This window comes from Virgibacillus proomii, from assembly GCF_900162615.1.
GTDB lineage: Bacteria > Bacillota > Bacilli > Bacillales > Amphibacillaceae > Virgibacillus > Virgibacillus proomii.
Genome location: NZ_FUFN01000010.1, coordinates 206,594 through 224,407 on the forward strand (window position 1 = coordinate 206,594; position 17,814 = coordinate 224,407).

The following is a 17,814-nucleotide window of genomic DNA, read 5'->3' on the forward strand; positions in this document are numbered from 1 at the left end:
AACTATAGCTTTCGCTAAAGACTTGCGACAAGCCAAGTTTTTCTAAAAACACTAACTGTGAATTTCTAAAACTAAAATTATAAAAATAGTTACCCGCCAATAATATGATATCCAGCGTCGACATGAAGTACTTCCCCTGTGATACCCCGTGATAACTCACTCATAAAGAACATAGTTGCATCACCCACTTGGTCTTGGTCGACATTTTTTCGCAGTGGCGCTTTTTCCTCAATAAGATTTAATGTTTTACTGAATCCAGAAACTCCCTTTGCAGATAGTGTACGAATAGGACCGGCAGAAATAGCGTTAACACGGATTCCGTATTTACCCATATCCTCAGCAAGATAACGAACACTTGCTTCGAGTGAGGCTTTAGCAACACCCATAATATTATAATTTGGAATAACTCGTTCTGCTCCAAGGTATGTTTGTGTTACTATGCTTCCGCCTTCTGTCATCAGAGTTTTTGCTGCTTTTGTTACAGCGACTAATGAGAATGCACTAATTTCATGAGCCAATAAGAATCCTTCCCTAGATGTATCTGTATATTCCCCTTTTAGCTCTTCCCGATTAGCAAAGGCAATCGAATGAACAACACCATGAATGATCCCTATTTTTTCTTTAATTGTGGAAAAAGCTTCGTTAATACTTTCGTCACTTGCTACATCGCAGGGGACGATTAACTGTGCATCTATTTCATTTTGTTCTAATAGCTTTGTTAGTTTTTTATAAGAACGCTCTTGTCTATATGTGAAAATTAAGTTTGCTCCAGCTCTATGTAATGAAGAAGTTATTCCCCAAGCGATACTTCGTTCACTTGCAACACCCATAACTACAATATTTTTTCCTTCTAATAAGTTACTCATTAACGTACCTCCATTATTGCTTCTTTTGTACATTATAACTTAACTTGCATTTTGAAAGAAAGCAATATTCGTTTTATCTCGGATCTAAGGCATCGTACATCGTAAGACTCGGTGTGTTTTTTACGGTCAATACTAAATATCTTGATCGTTCTCTATTAGTATCTACAACCGCAACAGCAATTTTTTCCTTTGAGATGTCTATACCCACATATTTTGTGATACCATCCATATTAACGGCTCCTTTGTAGCTCTGATTTAGTTTCTTTGGAAATAGTATCGCCAAGTTAACCTATGAAATTACATTTCAGGGTCATTTTTGTTCATAATAACTTATTAAATCCCTATTAAAAAGAAGGAGAAAAGCTTATTCTAACAGGTTTTTTCTAAGAAATTTTAAAAAAATATAATTTACCCTTTACAAACGTTGCAGAACTAGGTATAATGAAATTCGTCGGTTTCGACAAACGTTACATAGAAGGCTTGAGATCGACAAATGATAATTGATGCATGGCCCGTTGGTCAAGCGGTTAAGACACCGCCCTTTCACGGCGGTAACACGGGTTCGAATCCCGTACGGGTCACCATTAGGAGGATTAGCTCAGCTGGGAGAGCACTTGCCTTACAAGCAAGGGGTCACAGGTTCGAGCCCTGTATCCTCCATCATTTGCCGGCCTAGCTCAATTGGTAGAGCAACTGACTTGTAATCAGTAGGTTGGGGGTTCAAGTCCTCTGGCCGGCACCATTTTAAAAATCAGTGAATAAACAATAAATTATTGTAAATAATATGGAGGGGTAGCGAAGTGGCTAAACGCGGCGGACTGTAAATCCGCTCCCTCAGGGTTCGGGAGTTCGAATCTCTCCCCCTCCACCATTTTTTATTTGTTGGGCCATAGCCAAGCGGTAAGGCATCGGGTTTTGATCCCGTGTACCCTAGGTTCGAATCCTAGTGGCCCAGCCATTTTTTTGTTTTATTTTAGACAAGCTTTTACATATATTTCGTGAATAACGAGCATTGCATCTGCCGAATAACCTGCGAGTAACCCCGATGCACTTAGCATCTATCAAAAGGCGAGAAGAAGCAGGGGTCAGCCAACAGAACAAAACCATTAAATCAACTGATAAATATTTGAGCCATTAGCTCAGTCGGTAGAGCATCTGACTTTTAATCAGAGGGTCGGAGGTTCGAATCCTCCATGGCTCACCACTTTAATTATGCTATAATAAATAATGCAAATACTTGATAAACAAGGTCGTATGAACAGTAAGTAGCCTTGTTTATTTTCATTTCATAGTGATTTAAAAGTCGTGGAAAAAATTAGAAGTATCCAAGTAATAAAAAAACTATAACTAGCTACAATCGCTTATGCCATAGGCTTGAGGCTAGCCAGTTTTTTAAACGGTAAAAGAACTTAAAATTTGAAGTTGTTTTGGTGTTGTAAAATTGTACTCTCCTGAGTATAACGTAACTATGTTATCAATCTACGCCAAACGCTTGGTATATAAACGTTTTTTAAAAGCTTTTCAATATAAATATAATTAAAAACTTTGTTTCCTCTATAAACCATTTCCTCAAAACATAATACGCACACGTTCAATAAAACAATTAAATAAGAATCAAATATACATAAATAGAGATTATAATGAATACCCAGTTAGTTTTACTTTATATTACTTAGGATACTATGGTATTATGTGTTTGTTTAAACTATATTCTTCATGTTTTTAATAAATAGCATGTAATCATGATATAATTTTTCTATAGGAATATTTGAAATAAAATAGAAAAACTATTTCTTATTATAAAGGATGAGCGGCAATGAAGACCTCCAGAATTCCTGGGTTTTATAAGCAAACGATAACCGAACGCAGAGAATTACTAAAAAACATGGATGCGTTTTCCGAAGAAACCTTAAAAGATCTTATTGCTAAGGAACCCTTACCACTTGAAACAGCAGATAAAATGATTGAAAATGTTATTGGAACGTTTCCTCTTCCTTTAGGTTTAGGATTAAATTTCTTGATAAACAGGAAAGAGTATTTAGTGCCAATGGTTATTGAAGAACCTTCAGTTGTAGCTTCTGCTAGTCATATCGGTAAAATAGTAAGGGAAGCTGGAGGGTTTACAACGGAAGCTACTGAGAGGATTATGATAGGACAGATCCAAGTAGTAGGGTGTCCAGATTACCAAGTAGCAAGAACAGCTTTACTTAATGAACAAGCTACATTATTGGAACAAGCAAATGCTTCCTATCCAAGTATTGTAAAACGTGGTGGTGGAGCGAAGGATTTAGAAGTTCGTCTTTTAAATGAAGATACAGACTCAACCTATCACCAAATGCTTGTGCTTCATATATATATCAATACATGTGATGCAATGGGAGCGAATATTATTAATACGATGGTCGAATCCCTTGCTCCTACTGTTGAGAAAATAACAAAGGGAAAAGTGTATCTACGTATATTATCTAACTTGGCTGATCGTTGTCTTGCTCGTGCAAAATGTGTTATCCCACCACATTTATTGAAGACGGGGGCTTTCTCTGGTGAAGAAGTTAGAGATGGGGTTATTCATGCATATGAATTTGCTGCTGCTGATCCTTACCGAGCAGTTACCCATAACAAAGGGATTATGAATGGTATTGATCCAATTGTTATAGCAACCGGAAATGACTGGAGAGCAGTAGAAGCAGGCGCGCATGCATATGCAGCTCGTCATGGACAATACTCCTCTATGACAACTTGGTCAGTTGACAATGAAGGAAATCTTGTTGGAGAGCTGGAATTGCCAATGTCTGTTGGAACCGTTGGAGGTTCAATCAATGTACATCCACTTGCAAAAGCATCACTTCAGATGTTGGGTGTAGAATCTGCTCAAGAGCTTGCTCAAGTTATTGTGGCTGTTGGATTAGCCCAAAATCTTGGTGCATTAAAAGCGTTAGCTACAGACGGTATACAGAAAGGTCATATGGCTTTGCATTCTCGTTCTGTTGCTATAGCAGCAGGAGCTACTGGGGAGTTGATTGATATCGTGTCACAAAAATTAATAGAACTAAACGAAATCCGTGTTGGAAAAGCTAAAGAATTGGTGGAAGAGTATACAAAATGAGTGCAGAAAAGGTAACAACCACAGAAAAAACAGCTATCGGAGTAGCTTATAGTAAATTAATCTTAATAGGAGAGCATGCGGTTGTACACGGACAGCCGGCAATTGCTATACCCTTTCCATTAGTAGGCGTTGAGACAATCGTGGAACATGTACCAGGACCGGTAATAATTGATACCGAGTTTTACTATGGACCTATAGAAGACGCTCCTCGGTCATTAGAAGGAATTGTTAGATGTATTGAGGAAACAGTGAATCATCTGGGCTTTCTATGTCAGGACATGTTAATTCGAATTAAATCATCGATTCCAACCGGTAAGGGATTGGGCTCAAGTGCTTCTGTAGCTATTTCTGTAGTTCGATCATTATTTGCTTATTATGATGAAACTTACACTGATGAAGAGCTATTAGAACTAGCTAATATCGCTGAGACTTACGCGCATGGAGCTCCTTCAGGAATTGATACATTGACGATTACAACACAATCACCAGTTTGGTATGAAAAGGAGCATCCAATAAATTTTATTAAGCTAAGTGATGATTTTCATTTTGTTGTAGCAGATTCTGGACGAGTAGGCGATACTCGTTTAGCTGTAGAATCTGTTGCAAGATTATTGAAATCTGCTCCAAAGAAGATACAGCGAAAGCTAGAACGAATCGGCAAATTAACTCACTATGCAAAACAAGCATTAGAGAAAAAAGGCAAGCATATTTTAGGACATATGTTAAATGAAGCTCAAAAGGAGCTAGAAGCTTTAGGAGTTAGTGATACAGGACTGAATCGATTAATTGATTTTGCCAGAAAAGAGGGGGCACTGGGCGCTAAATTAACTGGTGGCGGTAATGGCGGCTGCATTATTGCGCTTGCCCAAAATGAAGTACACTCCAGACAATTGGCAGATAAGCTAAGGAAGTTTGGAGCTCAAGCGGTATGGCCATTTGTTCTAAAAGGAAAGAAAGATCAATAAGCTTGAAAGCGCAAGTAGAAGGGGAATAACAATGAAAGCAACTGCTAAAGCACATACAAACATTGCCCTTATTAAATATTGGGGAAAGCGGAATGAGTTGATTATTTTACCAACCAATAATAGCCTTTCGCTTACATTAGATGGTTATTTTACAACGACAACAGTTGAGTATAATCATTCCTTATCTAAAGATGAGTTTACGTTGGACGGGCTAGCCGTTTCAGGAGAATCGTACAACCGTGTTTCCGCTTTTCTCGATCTGATTCGAAATATGGCTGGAAAGCAGGTGTTTGCACGTGTTGAATCCGTAAATGATGTGCCGACTGCAGCTGGTTTTGCTTCGTCAGCCTCAGGTTTTGCTGCATTGGCTGCTGCTGGTACAAAGGCTATCGGACTTAAATTAAATGATCAAGAACTCTCCCGACTAACACGTCAAGGTTCGGGTTCTGCTTGTCGTTCCATTTACGGTGGTTTTGCTGAATGGGAGATGGGAATGCGTGAGGATGGTTCTGATTCTTATGCAGTACCAATTGCTCCAGCTGATTATTGGGATATCCGTGTTGCTGCGGTTGTACTATCTTCAGAACAAAAGAGTGTTTCAAGTCGTGTAGGGATGCGCCGAACTGTGGAGACATCGCCATTTTTCAAAGGATGGTTGGATAGTATTGGCAAAGATTTATTAGAAATTAAACAAGGAATTCAAACTCGAGATTTTGAAAAAGTTGGCGAAATTGCTGAAGCGAATTGCTTGAAAATGCATGCAACTACACTGGGAGCTTCTCCTCCATTTACATATTGGCATGATGCAACATTAGTGGTCATGCAAAAGGTCTGGGAAATGCGCTTACAAGGTACACCGGTATATTTTACGATTGATGCTGGCCCAAATGTAAAAGTTCTCTATTTACCTGAGTACGAGGATCAGGTGAAGCAAACGTTGGCCAGTTTACCAGGTGTAAGCGATATTCGCTTAAGTAAACCCGGCCAAGGAATAACATATTTATAGGGGCTGAAACATGGTGTCACAATCATCTATGAAAGTAGAAGTACCAGGGAAGTTAATGGTTGCTGGAGAGTTTGCAGTATTAGAGCCTAATCAGCATCTAATTGTAATGGCGGTTGATCGGTACGTTTATGCAACTATTAATCATAGTAAAAAAAATTATCTTCATCTCCTAGATTTTCAATTAGAAACAACTTGGGAATATAAAGACAATAGAATAGTTGTTGCTTCAGATGATTCCAGAACTAAATTTGTTGAAGAAGCGATGACCGTTGCTGTTAATTATTTGAGAGAAAGGGGTTATACAGTTACCCCTTTTCAATTATCGATTAAAAGCGAGCTAGATGATGAATCTGGTGTGAAGTATGGATTAGGATCAAGTGCAGCAGTAGTTACTTCTGTGATTACTGCGATTTTAAACAAGTTTCTTTCCTTTACGCCTTCACCCAAGCTTATTTATCAATTAGCATCGATTTCGCATGTGTTGACGCAAGGTAATGGGTCCGGCGCTGATGTTGCCGCCTCATCCTATGGGGGCTTCTTGAATTATTCTTCCTTTCAAGCAGATTGGTTACAAGCAGCTTACCAAGAATCCCGCTCGTTAACCGAATTGTTGGAATGTGATTGGACTTATGCGTCACTAGAGCCCGTTACGCTGCCTAATTCTATTTATCTTTGTATTGGCTGGACTGGAAAACCAGCATCCACAAAGAAACTAGTCGATGAGCTTATGCAATTAAAAACGAAGAATCCAGATAGTTTTTTAACTTTTCTATTACAAAGTGAGCAGGCTGTTAATAAGGTATTACAAGGTATGAAGGAAAATAAGACAGAAATTCTGCTCGAGGGAATTAAGGAAAATCGCCAAGCATTAGCTTCTGTTGGGCGACATGCTAATGTAGATATTGAAACTTCTTTATTAACTAAACTGTGTGATTTAGCAGAGACGTTTGGTGGTGCAGGAAAGCCTTCTGGAGCTGGTGGAGGCGATTGCGGTATTGCTTTTATGCCATCTAAAGAAGCGGCTGATAAATTAATTACAGCATGGAAAGACGTCGGGATTAAACCCCTTTCTTTAAAACCGTATCCATATGGGGCAAAAGTTATCAAAGCATGAGTGCAATTAAAATAACAATATATTTATATTTATATTTAAACTGCGCATGGACCCGGGGTTGTCCAGGCGTTTTTTTGATTGTGTAGAAAACGATATCCGTTTGAACATGGCGAAAGTATCTTTGTCTAACTTAAGCACTCATACTGCTAGCAAACTTCGCTCTTCTTCTTACGATAAGTCACATTGGCTCGAATCTAAGGTGCCGTAAGACTTCCGCTTCAAGCATTATAGAACGAAGAAGTCTAAGTGAGTGATAGCGGTACCTAAATGCCCAATTTATTCGAGCCGATAGGACTAGAGATACTGCTTGAATAGGTATCGCACGCAGAAAAAACGGATGTCTTTTTCAAGGACAAGGGAAGCTACGATAGCGATACATCGCAGTTTTTCAAGGACAAGAAAACTTTGACAGGCACACATCGCGCGCTTTTTCAAAGACTCACGAGATTAAAGCCTTTATTCTACTTCATCAGTAGGCGTAGGGAAAGGCCTATTGAATGAAACTTCACTATATTTCGAGTAGACAAGAAAGCAAATAAAAAAACACAGTTAGAATATTTTGCATATTTATACATCTTTATGTTAAGTTGAGTCACTTCCCTTTTTTTGTCTACAATAAGGAGTGAAGGGAGGCGTTTTCATGAAAAAAAACATATCGATTATCGGGGTTCCAATGGACTTAGGTCAAAGCAGGCGGGGTGTTGACATGGGGCCAAGTGCAATGCGGTATGCCGGTGCTATGGAGAAGTTGGAAAGGTTGGGCTATCACATACAAGATCTTGGGGATATTCCTATTATTAAACCTGATAGGAAATCGTCGGATCAAGTAAGTAATTTAAAAAATTTACAGCAAGTAGTTGAAGCAAATCAGAAACTTGCCGATATGATAGATAGAGAAATAAGCAAAGGGTATTTTCCACTAATTTTTGGTGGGGATCATAGTATTGCGATTGGTAGCTTAGCAGGTATTTCTAAGCATTACGAGAATCTGGGTGTGATTTGGTATGATGCACATGGAGACTTAAATACAGCAGAAACTTCACCATCTGGAAATATCCATGGCATGCCACTTGCTGCTAGCTTAGGATTAGGAAACGAAGAGCTGACAATGATTGGCGGATATGCTCCTAAAATAGAGTCAGAAAATATTGTAATTATTGGCGCGCGATCTCTTGACCCAGGAGAGCGTGAACTGATTGAGAATAAAGGAATCAAAGTCTTTACCATGCATGAAATTGATCGAATTGGTATGCCAAAAGTAATGGAAGAAGCGATTGCTTATTTCCAAGATCGTACCGACGGTGTACATCTGAGTTTAGATGTTGACGGGCTTGATCCCTCAGAGGCGCCAGGAGTAGGCACACCGGTTATTGGTGGTATGACCTATCGAGAGAGCCATTTAGCGATGGAGATGTTAGCAGAAGCAGAGATAATTACTTCAGCAGAATTTGTAGAGGTAAATCCAATTTTAGATGAAAAAAATAAAACTGCTATTCTGGCAGTTGGGCTTATGGGTTCATTGTTTGGTGAGAAAATGAAGTAATATGGTAAAGCTATTTTCAGCTGACACTTTATTTTTTCAAAACGTTAAAAGACATTAAATTTCAAACTGGAAATTTGATGTCTTTTTTAACCCTATTAAATGTTCTCTATTTTGTTAGAATTTACGTGCAGGGATTTTTTTCATGCCTACATTTACTCACAAAACTCTTTTTTAGCTTCATTATGTTGGCTGTTTAAATATTCTAAAATTAATTGATCTAATTTCATACTTGAGGAGATGACTGGCTCAGAAGTCAATGCATGCGAGTTAGTAAGTGAAATCATTTCTTTACGACATTGTTCAATTTTTTCCAATAACCTAGAATTACTCACAAAACTATCCTCCTATCTAGTATAATTATAGTAGGATAGTAACCAATATTTTGCAATCATAAACATTTACATTTTTTTAATGTTTTTTGAAACCTTTATGCGAACCGATTCGTAATATAATTTACCGCATAGTTGGCGGAGGTACCAATATGGATGAAATGATAAGAGACAGAATCAAACAAGTGAAAAGAGGAGATCAGTCCGCTTTTGAGGATGTGGTCTCATTCTTTCAAAATAAGATTTACCAACATTGTTTTCGTATGCTTGGTAATGCGCACGAGGCGGAAGATATAGCGCAAGAAGCTTTTATTCGTGCATATGTAAATATCCATTCGTTTGATGACCGGAGAAAGTTTTCAACGTGGCTATACCGAATAGCGACAAATTTAACAATTGATCGACTTCGAAAGCGAAAACCGGATCATTATCTTGATGCTGAGGTAAAGGGAACAGAAGGATTAGATATGTACTCGCAGTTAGCCGATCAAGGTCGTCTCCCTGAGGAAGAAGTAGAGGGGTTGGAACTGCAACGCTATATTCAATACGAAATATCAAAGCTTCCTCCGAAGTACCGTAGTATCATTATGCTACGATACATTGAAGAGTTTTCCTTACAGGAGATTAGTGAGATCCTGGATATCCCACTTGGAACAGTAAAAACCCGTATCCATCGTGGAAGGGAAGCTTTACGGAAAAAGCTTCGTCACGTGTAAAGGAGTGTGGCTCACTTGAATTGTAATAAAGAAGCTGTAGAATTAATGCATTATTATTTAGATGGGGAAATTACCAAAGAGCAAGAAAAGGCTCTTAGTCACCATTTAGAGAATTGTGAAGTATGCCAAAAGCATTTTCACGAATTAAAGCGGACGATCACACTAATCCAAAGTACAGAACAAATAAAAGCACCTGCTAATTTTACGGCGAGTGTAATGGAAAAGCTCCCCGCTGAACGAAAGCGTGTTAAATATAGAAGATGGTTTAAAGCCCATCCTATTTTAACGGCTGCTGCCATATTTTTTATATTTATGTTAAGCGGGTTATTTTCGTTATGGAATCAGGACAATCAGTTGATCGTTTCTAAACAGGAAAACCTCGTCATTAAAGGAGATACAGTTATTGTACCAGCAAATGAAACTGTAAAAGGTGATCTGCTTGTTAAAAATGGCGATTTAATTATAAATGGAACCGTAGACGGTAATGTAACGTTAATCAACGGCAAACTAATTAAAGATCCGATTGATAAAGACGGGCTGAGGGCATCAGTTGGTGAGATAAATGGAGAGCTGGAGCAGGTTGATCAAATGTTTGAATGGGTATGGTACAGTATAAAGGATTTGTTCCAACGCATTTTTTCATTTTAGTCGAAGCGAACCTGAAGGACGAAGGTATATTCCCGTACTTCAGGTTTTTGTTCTTGTTTAGGGATTTATATCCGTTTGTACGTCTCTAAGCGAGTGATTCTAGCTTTAGTGTTTGCTTAAGCGCTTAAACTAACAGCAACCCCTTCATTCTCCTTCTCACAATAAGTTAACATCGGTTCGGATCTAAAGGAAGGGAATAAAGCGGTTTGTCGCTTAAGGCGTCGGCATCCCCCTGTTTTAGAGGCATGTTTTCTTTATCTCGAATGTAAAGAACCGTATTTCTCTCGCTTTAAACATTTTTATTATCCTGACGAGTTAGTGAAAGAAATATCCCCTAAATACTCGATTCGTAAAGGAATCAAGATTTTCAGTATATATAGATGAGAAAATTGTCAGGTCAGCCACGTTAACTATGTTTTCCTTATAGATGGAATTCTGTTTTTAGGAAAGCAACCTTTCCTAATGTGATTTTTTGTAGTCCTTTAAAATGGATGATATATGAAAAATTTGCTAGCTAACTGCATAATAAATCGTACGTCTCATTGGTGATTTTATGTTACAATAAGAATGTTATTAAATGTTGATAAGGCAAGTTTTATCCCGCATGTAAGGTGCCAAAAGACTCCCACTTCAAGACCCGAGTGATACAAAAGGTCTAAGTGGGAGAAAACGGCACCTAAATGCCCGATTCGTTTAAGGGCCTTTAGGTCATACCCTTGCGGTACTAACATTCAGTAGGAGATGGAAGAAAACTCCTACTGAATGAAGTTTCACTTTATTGCATTTTATAGAACCTATATTATTATGAATACCTCTGATTCAATACCACTACTTTATTTTATATAACAAATAGTTAAGTAAATGGTAAGACATCGACGTTTCCTTAATCAAGTAAGGTGCTTTAGCTCTTATATTTTTAATTAAATTAGGTCAAAAATAAACTTGTTATTTCGAATTATTTACATGTCGTTATGATTTAAGTTATTATTAGCAAAATAATCAGGCAACTTAGGAAGTGATTTAGTACGAAAGCTTGGTACATAAGTATATATGTTTAAGCTGAAGGCGTACTTTACGGATAGAGTATAGTCAATACGGATGACTTACAAGGAGTTGGCTTTTACATTTCCTCTGCTCGCTTGTCATAACGAATTATACTTCTCGCATAGGTTTTGCGAATAACGTAAGCAGTTTAAAAGCAAACTACGAAGAACCTGACTTTTTAAATAATTTTTCATAGAATTTATATAGAAGGATGTGTAATCATGCTTGATGGGGGATTTGATTTAATACAGCTCCTTAGGATAGGCGTGGATATAGCTCTCGTCTGGTATGTTTTATATAAATTAATCATGCTGATAAGAGGTACAAAGGCTATCCAGTTATTAAAAGGGATAGCGGTTGTACTAGCTGTATGGCTGTTAAGTATTGTATTAGATTTACAAACTGTACAATGGCTTACTAGTCAAGCAATTGACTGGGGACTTATTGTTATTATTATATTATTCCAACCAGAGCTACGGAGAGCTTTAGAACAATTAGGTCGAGGAAATATTTTTGGTCGCAGCTCGCGTTCTGAAGAAGAAATAATTGAGGAAAATATTGATGCTATCATCCAGTCCTGTAATTATATGGCTAAACGACGAATTGGTGCTCTTATTTCTATTGAAAGAGAAACAGGAATCGGTGACTATGCAGAGACGGGGATCCAAATTAACGGCAAACTCACACATCAGCTTCTAACAAATATATTTACACCGAATACCCCGTTGCATGATGGCGCAGTCATTTTAAAAGGGGATACAATCATAGCTGCCGCATGCTATCTCCCATTATCTGAGAGCCCGTTTATTTCAAAAGAATTAGGTACGAGACATCGTGCTGCAATGGGCATAAGTGAAGTAACGGATGCATTAACCATTGTTGTATCAGAAGAAACTGGTGGTATATCTTGTACGAAAAACGGCGAGCTACATAGAGATCTTAGTCAGGAAAGTCTACGAAATTTATTAAGGTCTAACTTGCTAATAAATATAAAGACCCCTGATAAAAAGTCAAAAAAATGGAGGGGAAACAAAAATGGATAATTGGTTTAGAAGTAAATGGTTTGTCCGTGTCGTTTCCTTAGCTTTTGCCGTTTTCTTTTATGTTTTCGTAACCGTAGATCAAGCAGATAAATTACCAGATAACAATGATGCTACATTTTCTTCTGAAGATGAAGCGCAAAATTTGGAAACATTGGATGATGTTCCAGTAAATATTAAAATTGATGATGAGAAATATGTAGTTAGCGGTGTACCTGAATATGTATCTGTTTCGTTGGAAGGCTCAGCCTCTATATTGAAGCCGACTATTCGCAATCGGAATTTTGAAGTGTTTGTTGATTTAAGAGACTTAGGTGCTGGAGAACATACCGTAGAACTACAGCACAATCTATCGGATAAGTTAGATGCTTATATTGAACCAAAGCGCATTGATGTGGTGATTGAAGAAAAGGCTACAAAAGAATTTAATGTTACAGTTGACTTTTTAAATAAAGATCAAATGGCTAAGGGATTTGAACTGGGAGATTATGAAGTCCATCCAAAAACTGTGACGATTACAAGTGCTAAGAGTGTGATTGATAAAATAGGAATTGTAAAGGCTTATGTTGATGTTAGTGGGCTGGATGCACCAATTGATAATCGGGAAGTTCCTGTTAATGTATATGATAGTCAAGGAAACGAGTTGAGAGTCAATGTAAAGCCTGAAAATGTGGTCGTGTCAGCAGATGTCAGTAACTTTAGTAAAAAGGTTCCAGTAAATGTAGAAACAAGTGGAAAGCTTCCTGATGGGTTTGAATTGAACTCAATTTCTGCTAATGTAGAAGAAGTGGAAGTGTTTGGAAGTAAAAGTGCTTTGCAAAATTTAAAGGAAATTAGAACAGAAGCGATCGATTTATCCAAAATAACCAATTCAGGTACCATTGAAACAAATCTTGCCATACCAGAAGGTGTAAGTGTCGCTGGAGGAAAAAAAGTTGAAGTTACAGTTGAACTGGAACAATCAAGACAAACAAGCCAAAAAACAAATCAAGAATCTAGTCAAGAAACTAGTCAAGAAACAACCCAAACAAGAACAATAGCTAATTTGCCGATCGAGATAGAGGGCATAGGTGAAGGTTTAGAAGCTTTTTTTAAGGAGCCAGCTAATGGGGGGATGAATATTACTGTTTCGGAAAACAGGTCTGTTGACGCAGGGTTAAAAAAAGATGATTTCAAAGCATCTGTCAATGTGAAAGGACTAAAAGCAGGCACACATGACGTGCCGATCTCTGTGGACGCGCCTGATGGAGTAACTGTAAAACCTGAATTTAAACAAGCTACGATTGAAATTAATGAATCTTAATATATTGGTTACGTTTGTTTGAGAAACGGTGGAAATGGATAAAAAGGAGAGAATTTTACATGGGAAAATATTTTGGAACAGATGGTGTACGAGGAGTTGCTAATAAGGACCTTACACCAGAGTTGGCATTTAAGCTAGGAAGGGCTGGCGGTTACGTGTTAACGAAAGAAACAGAGCGTCCGAAAATCATTATTGGTCGTGACACACGCGTATCTGGTTATATGTTGGAAGGGGCATTAATTGCCGGCCTGCTGTCAATTGGTGCTGAGGTAATGCGTTTGGGAGTCATCTCTACACCTGGTGTTGCCTATTTAACAAAGGCAACTAGTTCGCAGGCTGGTGTAATGATCTCCGCTTCGCATAATCCAGTAGAGGATAATGGTATTAAGTTCTTTGGACCTGATGGTTTTAAGCTAACGGATGATCAAGAAGAAGAAATTGAAGCTCTTATGGAGGGCGAAGATAACTTACCTAGACCAATTGGTGGGGACATTGGGATTGTAAATGATTATTTTGAGGGAGGGCAAAAATACTTATCTTTCCTTAAAGATACAGTTGATAATGAATTTGATGGTTTAAAGATTGCCTTTGATTGTGCACATGGTGCTACCTCAAGTCTGGCTACCCACTTATTCGCTGATTTAGAGGCAGATATTTATTCTATAGGTTCTTCGCCAAATGGTCTAAACATTAATGATGGTGTAGGATCAACTCATCCAGAAAAGTTGCAGGAGTTTGTCAAAGAAAAAGAAGCCGACGTAGGTTTAGCTTTTGATGGTGACGGTGACCGCTTAATTGCTGTTGATGAAAAAGGGAAAATTGTTGACGGTGACCAGATCATGTTCATCTGCGCTAAGTATATGAATGAAAAAGGACTCCTGCGCCACAATACAGTTGTATCTACGGTAATGAGTAACATAGGTTTTTATAAAGCATTAGAAGCAAATGGAATGCGTAGCGATAAAACAGCAGTAGGAGACCGCTATGTAATGGAGGAAATGCGAAAGGGCGGCTATAATTTAGGTGGAGAGCAATCCGGCCATATTATATTTTTAGATCACAATACAACTGGCGACGGGATGCTATCAGCATTACAGTTAGTCAATGTTATGAAAGAAACGGGTAAACCTCTATCCGAATTAGCCAGTGAAATGACAGTTTATCCCCAAGTACTTAAGAACGTAAAAGTAACGGATAAAGAGAAAGCATTAAATCACCCTGAGATTAAACAGGAAATCGAAGCAGTAGAACAAGAATTAGGCACACAAGGTCGTGTATTAGTTCGTCCTTCTGGTACGGAACCGTTAATTCGTGTGATGGTTGAGTCACCAACAAAAGAAGAGTGCGATAAATATGTAAATCAAATTGTAGAGCGGATAGAAAAATTAATTGGAGCGGAATAGAAATTTTATATTAGCTGAGCATCCTTCTATTATTTAGGAGGATGCTTTTTTGTCTAGAATACGATACATGTTGGCTATCCTTTTTGAAAGGTAGCCTCGCCTAAAGCTTATACCTTATAGCTGTAGCAAACCTCGCTCTTATTCCTGAGATAAGTCAACTACAGCTTGAATCTAAAGGGAGGCGACTAAAAGCAGGCTTGCCGCTCAGGCGTCGGCATCCGCCTGTTGCAGGGGGGATGTTTCATGTAAGGATCGTAATTTTATCATTTTTGACAAGATAGTGAGAGAAACTGCTCCTAAATGCCGAATAGTTCGGGACGACAGGGCAGAAAAAGCTTCTTGAAAAAACATGCGCAGCAAAAGTGTACTTCTTTTATAAGGGCAAGAAAAACTTCGACAGTTACATATTACACGCAGCAAAAGTGTTTTCTTTTCCACCCGACATTTTAGCCTTTGATTTACTTTTGTCATTCGAAGATAAATGAAAGAAAGCCGCTACTTGATGAAACCTCACTTTATGTAAGAAGGTTCATTAGTATTGCGGTTATCCATAAATATTTAGCTAAAATATAAGCTGTAAAAATTTAGCTAAAATATAAGCTGTTCAAACAAAAATGAGTAAGGTATAATTAGGTGTAGAAATATTTCGATAATTCTTTGTGGAAGGACAGCAGCTTGAAATGCTTTGTTTTAGTATACTTCACGGGGATTACTACCGCTAAAAAAAAGGATAACGCAAACCTGCTTAATCCTCTTTTTCTTTGATAGGACGATTAGGAGGGAATCTATGGTTCCATTTGCAAGGCCAACTGTAGAATAATTTTTTCACACATCTGTTATTACCAATTTTACAGTAAATAAAGATAAAACAAGGTTGCTTTTTAGCACCAATCTCAAGCGAAAAATGAATATTTGTTGTTCCATCTAATTTATTTAAATACTACGAACGCTACGTAAATATAAAGGGGGTAGAGATCACCGAAGGGCGCCTGATGCCTGATCACGTGCACATGTTAGTAAGTATTCCACCAAAAATATCTGTTTCAAGTTTTATGGGATATTTAAAAGGTAAAAGCACACTTATGATATTTGATAAGCATGTAAACCTAAAATATAAGTTTGGCAATAGAATGGGCGGAAGGATATTCTTTATTACTAAATATTTATATGTCTGTAAAAATATAAGGGGGAGAGCATTATGCGTTCCTATCAAATGTTTATTAATGGTCAATGGGTTGAAGCTGTTTCGGGGAAAACATTTGAGGCATTCAATCCTGCAACAGGGGAAGTCAATGCTACAATTGCAGAAGGTGGAGTAGAAGATATAGATCGAGCAGTTAAAGCGGCGAGAAACGCTTTTGAATCTGGGCCTTGGGCAGATACGACCCCAAGTAATAGGGGAAGATTATTATTTGAAGTGGCACAAGAACTAAGGAATACATCAGAATTTTTCGCCGAAGTAGAATCCAGAGGAAACGGTCTTCCTATTAATGAAACAAGGCATATTGCAATTCCGTCCATGATTGATGTATTAGAATTTTATGCTGGGTTAGCGACTAAGATTCAAGGGGAAACGCTAGCTTCTCCAAATAATCGGTTTAATTTCACGTTAAAAGAACCGATTGGTGTGATTGGCGCTATCGTTCCATGGAACTTTCCTCTGATGTTAACGATGTGGAAGCTGGCTCCAGCCTTAGCAGCAGGGAATACAATTGTGATTAAACCCGCTGAGCAAACTCCGATAAGCACACTAGAATTGGTAAAAGTTTTTCAGGAGGTTGGAATACCGGATGGGGTAATTAATGTTGTTCCAGGATATGGACAAGGGGCGGGGAGAGCACTTTCTTCACATACTGATGTTGATAAAATAGCTTTTACAGGTTCGACACATACGGGAAAATTAATTATGCAGGCGGCAAGTAAGAATTTGAAACCAGTCAGTCTAGAATTGGGAGGAAAATCTCCTAATATTATTTTTGCGGATGCCAATATAGAAAATGCTATTAGAGGATCCATGTTCGGTATTTATTTTGGTCAAGGGCAAGTTTGTGCCGCTGGATCAAGAATGTTCGTTCAGGAAAGTATATATGATACGTTTATGGATGCGTTCACGAACAAGGTGAAAACAATTAAAGTGGGAGACCCATTAGATCCAAGTACACAGATGGGACCGCAAATATCTTTACAACAATTAGAACGTATTGAAAAATATGTTGCATCTGGTATAGAAGAGGGAGCAACATTGTCACTTGGGGGAAAGAGAAGTGCTCCTGTCAATAATGGATACTTTTTTACACCGACTATTTTTGAAGATGTTACAACAGATATGACAATTGCAAAAGAAGAGATTTTTGGTCCAGTTTTATCAGTTATCCGATTTAAAGATGAACAAGATGTTTTAGAAAAGGCCAATGACACCATTTATGGATTAGCTGCTGGAGTTTGGACGGAAAATGTAAAGAGAGCACATCGGATGATCAAGGGGCTTAAAGCAGGAACAGTATATGTAAACACATTTAGCATGCTTGATAGTGTATCTCCATTCGGTGGAACAAAACAGAGTGGGTTTGGAAGAGAGCTAGGCTTTCAAGCTATGGATATGTATACAGAGACAAAAAGTGTATGGATGGATTTAAGTGATGATCATTTGAATTGGTATGGAATATAAGGAATATAGTATTATCCATGGGAAATTCATTAATTATAAAGGAAGTGATGGGCTGGATTATCG

The 17,814-nt window shown here is 38.0% G+C and carries 14 protein-coding genes, 6 tRNA genes and 1 pseudogene; 18 read left to right on the forward strand and 3 right to left on the reverse strand.

The genetic code is table 11. The features are described 5' to 3' along the window. Window positions 1–89 precede the first annotated feature (89 nt). Both fabI and BN1066_RS20195 read right to left on the reverse strand, forming a co-directional pair. The gene (fabI, locus tag BN1066_RS09025) at window positions 90–866 is read right to left on the reverse strand and encodes an enoyl-ACP reductase FabI (RefSeq protein ID WP_077319135.1); all 777 of its coding nucleotides are present in this window, start codon (window positions 864–866) and stop codon (window positions 90–92) included. Between the two features lie 73 nt (window positions 867–939). After that, window positions 940–1,095: a hypothetical protein gene (locus BN1066_RS20195; protein ID WP_179104344.1), complete on the reverse strand. Its 156-nt coding sequence runs from the start codon at window positions 1,093–1,095 to the stop codon at window positions 940–942. A 280-nt stretch (window positions 1,096–1,375) separates the two neighbouring features. Between BN1066_RS20195 and BN1066_RS09030 the strand changes: the two genes are divergently transcribed. The 11 genes from BN1066_RS09030 to rocF all read left to right on the forward strand — a co-directional run bounded on the left by BN1066_RS09030 (window position 1,376) and on the right by rocF (window position 8,600). Continuing rightward, window positions 1,376–1,450: transfer RNA gene (locus tag BN1066_RS09030), tRNA-Glu, on the forward strand. Window positions 1,451–1,453: 3 nt separating this feature from the next. Further along, a tRNA-Val gene (locus tag BN1066_RS09035) sits at window positions 1,454–1,526 on the forward strand. Window positions 1,527–1,532: 6 nt separating this feature from the next. Further along, window positions 1,533–1,608: transfer RNA gene (locus tag BN1066_RS09040), tRNA-Thr, on the forward strand. 44 nt (window positions 1,609–1,652) lie between these two features. Continuing rightward, window positions 1,653–1,737: transfer RNA gene (locus BN1066_RS09045), tRNA-Tyr, on the forward strand. A 12-nt stretch (window positions 1,738–1,749) separates the two neighbouring features. Next, window positions 1,750–1,824, forward strand: a tRNA-Gln gene (locus BN1066_RS09050). A gap of 170 nt (window positions 1,825–1,994) precedes the next feature. Beyond that, a tRNA-Lys gene (locus tag BN1066_RS09055) sits at window positions 1,995–2,070 on the forward strand. Window positions 2,071–2,682: 612 nt separating this feature from the next. Next, window positions 2,683–3,972 carry a hydroxymethylglutaryl-CoA reductase, degradative gene (locus BN1066_RS09060; protein ID WP_077319136.1) on the forward strand — a complete coding sequence of 430 codons (1,290 nt, stop codon included), beginning with the start codon at window positions 2,683–2,685 and terminating at the stop codon, window positions 3,970–3,972. Further along, window positions 3,969–4,937, forward strand: a complete 969-nt coding sequence (mvk, locus tag BN1066_RS09065) for a mevalonate kinase (RefSeq protein ID WP_077319137.1) — start codon at window positions 3,969–3,971, stop codon at window positions 4,935–4,937. The genes BN1066_RS09060 and mvk overlap by 4 nt, the downstream gene beginning before the upstream one ends. Before the next feature lie 31 nt (window positions 4,938–4,968). Further along, the gene (mvaD, locus tag BN1066_RS09070) at window positions 4,969–5,943 is read left to right on the forward strand and encodes a diphosphomevalonate decarboxylase (RefSeq protein WP_077319138.1); all 975 of its coding nucleotides are present in this window, start codon (window positions 4,969–4,971) and stop codon (window positions 5,941–5,943) included. 10 nt (window positions 5,944–5,953) lie between these two features. Beyond that, a complete protein-coding gene (locus tag BN1066_RS09075; RefSeq protein ID WP_077319139.1) occupies window positions 5,954–7,057 on the forward strand; it encodes a phosphomevalonate kinase in 1,104 nt (367 codons plus the stop codon). A 640-nt stretch (window positions 7,058–7,697) separates the two neighbouring features. Beyond that, window positions 7,698–8,600, forward strand: a complete 903-nt coding sequence (gene rocF / locus BN1066_RS09080; RefSeq protein WP_077319140.1) for an arginase — start codon at window positions 7,698–7,700, stop codon at window positions 8,598–8,600. Window positions 8,601–8,752: 152 nt separating this feature from the next. On the opposite strand, the gene BN1066_RS09085 is transcribed toward rocF, so the two are convergent. Continuing rightward, window positions 8,753–8,932 carry an aspartyl-phosphate phosphatase Spo0E family protein gene (locus BN1066_RS09085; RefSeq protein ID WP_077319141.1) on the reverse strand — a complete coding sequence of 60 codons (180 nt, stop codon included), beginning with the start codon at window positions 8,930–8,932 and terminating at the stop codon, window positions 8,753–8,755. Between the two features lie 149 nt (window positions 8,933–9,081). Between BN1066_RS09085 and sigW the strand changes: the two genes are divergently transcribed. The 7 genes and pseudogenes from sigW (at window position 9,082) to BN1066_RS09120 (ending at window position 17,751) form a co-directional block, all read left to right on the forward strand. Next, complete coding sequence (gene sigW, locus BN1066_RS09090) at window positions 9,082–9,645, forward strand: RNA polymerase sigma factor SigW (protein ID WP_077319142.1); 564 nt, start codon at window positions 9,082–9,084, stop codon at window positions 9,643–9,645. 15 nt (window positions 9,646–9,660) lie between these two features. Continuing rightward, window positions 9,661–10,293 (forward strand): anti-sigma factor family protein, encoded by a 633-nt coding sequence (locus BN1066_RS09095; RefSeq protein ID WP_077319143.1) that lies wholly within the window; start codon window positions 9,661–9,663, stop codon window positions 10,291–10,293. Between the two features lie 1,265 nt (window positions 10,294–11,558). Beyond that, a complete protein-coding gene (cdaA, locus tag BN1066_RS09100; RefSeq protein WP_077319144.1) occupies window positions 11,559–12,380 on the forward strand; it encodes a diadenylate cyclase CdaA in 822 nt (273 codons plus the stop codon). Beyond that, a complete protein-coding gene (locus tag BN1066_RS09105; RefSeq protein WP_077319145.1) occupies window positions 12,373–13,680 on the forward strand; it encodes a CdaR family protein in 1,308 nt (435 codons plus the stop codon). Before cdaA ends, BN1066_RS09105 begins: the two co-directional genes overlap by 8 nt. Window positions 13,681–13,739: 59 nt before the next feature. Beyond that, window positions 13,740–15,083: a phosphoglucosamine mutase gene (gene glmM / locus BN1066_RS09110; RefSeq protein ID WP_077319146.1), complete on the forward strand. Its 1,344-nt coding sequence runs from the start codon at window positions 13,740–13,742 to the stop codon at window positions 15,081–15,083. 908 nt (window positions 15,084–15,991) lie between these two features. Further along, window positions 15,992–16,213, forward strand: a pseudogene (gene tnpA / locus BN1066_RS09115) (IS200/IS605 family transposase); the annotation flags it as partial. 68 nt (window positions 16,214–16,281) lie between these two features. After that, a complete protein-coding gene (locus BN1066_RS09120; RefSeq protein ID WP_077319147.1) occupies window positions 16,282–17,751 on the forward strand; it encodes an aldehyde dehydrogenase family protein in 1,470 nt (489 codons plus the stop codon). The last annotated feature ends 63 nt before the right edge of the window (window positions 17,752–17,814 follow it).

Bases quoted from the DNA above. Each gene is read 5' to 3' on its own strand.
- BN1066_RS20195 (WP_179104344.1), bottom strand. From the start codon at position 1,095: ATGGATGGTATCACAAAATATGTGGGTATAGACATCTCAAAGGAAAAA.
- mvaD (WP_077319138.1), top strand. From the start codon at position 4,969: ATGAAAGCAACTGCTAAAGCACATACAAACATTGCCCTTATTAAATAT.
- BN1066_RS09105 (WP_077319145.1), top strand. From the start codon at position 12,373: ATGGATAATTGGTTTAGAAGTAAATGGTTTGTCCGTGTCGTTTCCTTA.
- fabI (WP_077319135.1), bottom strand. From the start codon at position 866: ATGAGTAACTTATTAGAAGGAAAAAATATTGTAGTTATGGGTGTTGCA.
- mvk (WP_077319137.1), top strand. From the start codon at position 3,969: ATGAGTGCAGAAAAGGTAACAACCACAGAAAAAACAGCTATCGGAGTA.
- BN1066_RS09120 (WP_077319147.1), top strand. From the start codon at position 16,282: ATGCGTTCCTATCAAATGTTTATTAATGGTCAATGGGTTGAAGCTGTT.
- glmM (WP_077319146.1), top strand. From the start codon at position 13,740: ATGGGAAAATATTTTGGAACAGATGGTGTACGAGGAGTTGCTAATAAG.
- BN1066_RS09075 (WP_077319139.1), top strand. From the start codon at position 5,954: ATGGTGTCACAATCATCTATGAAAGTAGAAGTACCAGGGAAGTTAATG.
- sigW (WP_077319142.1), top strand. From the start codon at position 9,082: ATGGATGAAATGATAAGAGACAGAATCAAACAAGTGAAAAGAGGAGAT.
- BN1066_RS09060 (WP_077319136.1), top strand. From the start codon at position 2,683: ATGAAGACCTCCAGAATTCCTGGGTTTTATAAGCAAACGATAACCGAA.
- cdaA (WP_077319144.1), top strand. From the start codon at position 11,559: ATGCTTGATGGGGGATTTGATTTAATACAGCTCCTTAGGATAGGCGTG.
- rocF (WP_077319140.1), top strand. From the start codon at position 7,698: ATGAAAAAAAACATATCGATTATCGGGGTTCCAATGGACTTAGGTCAA.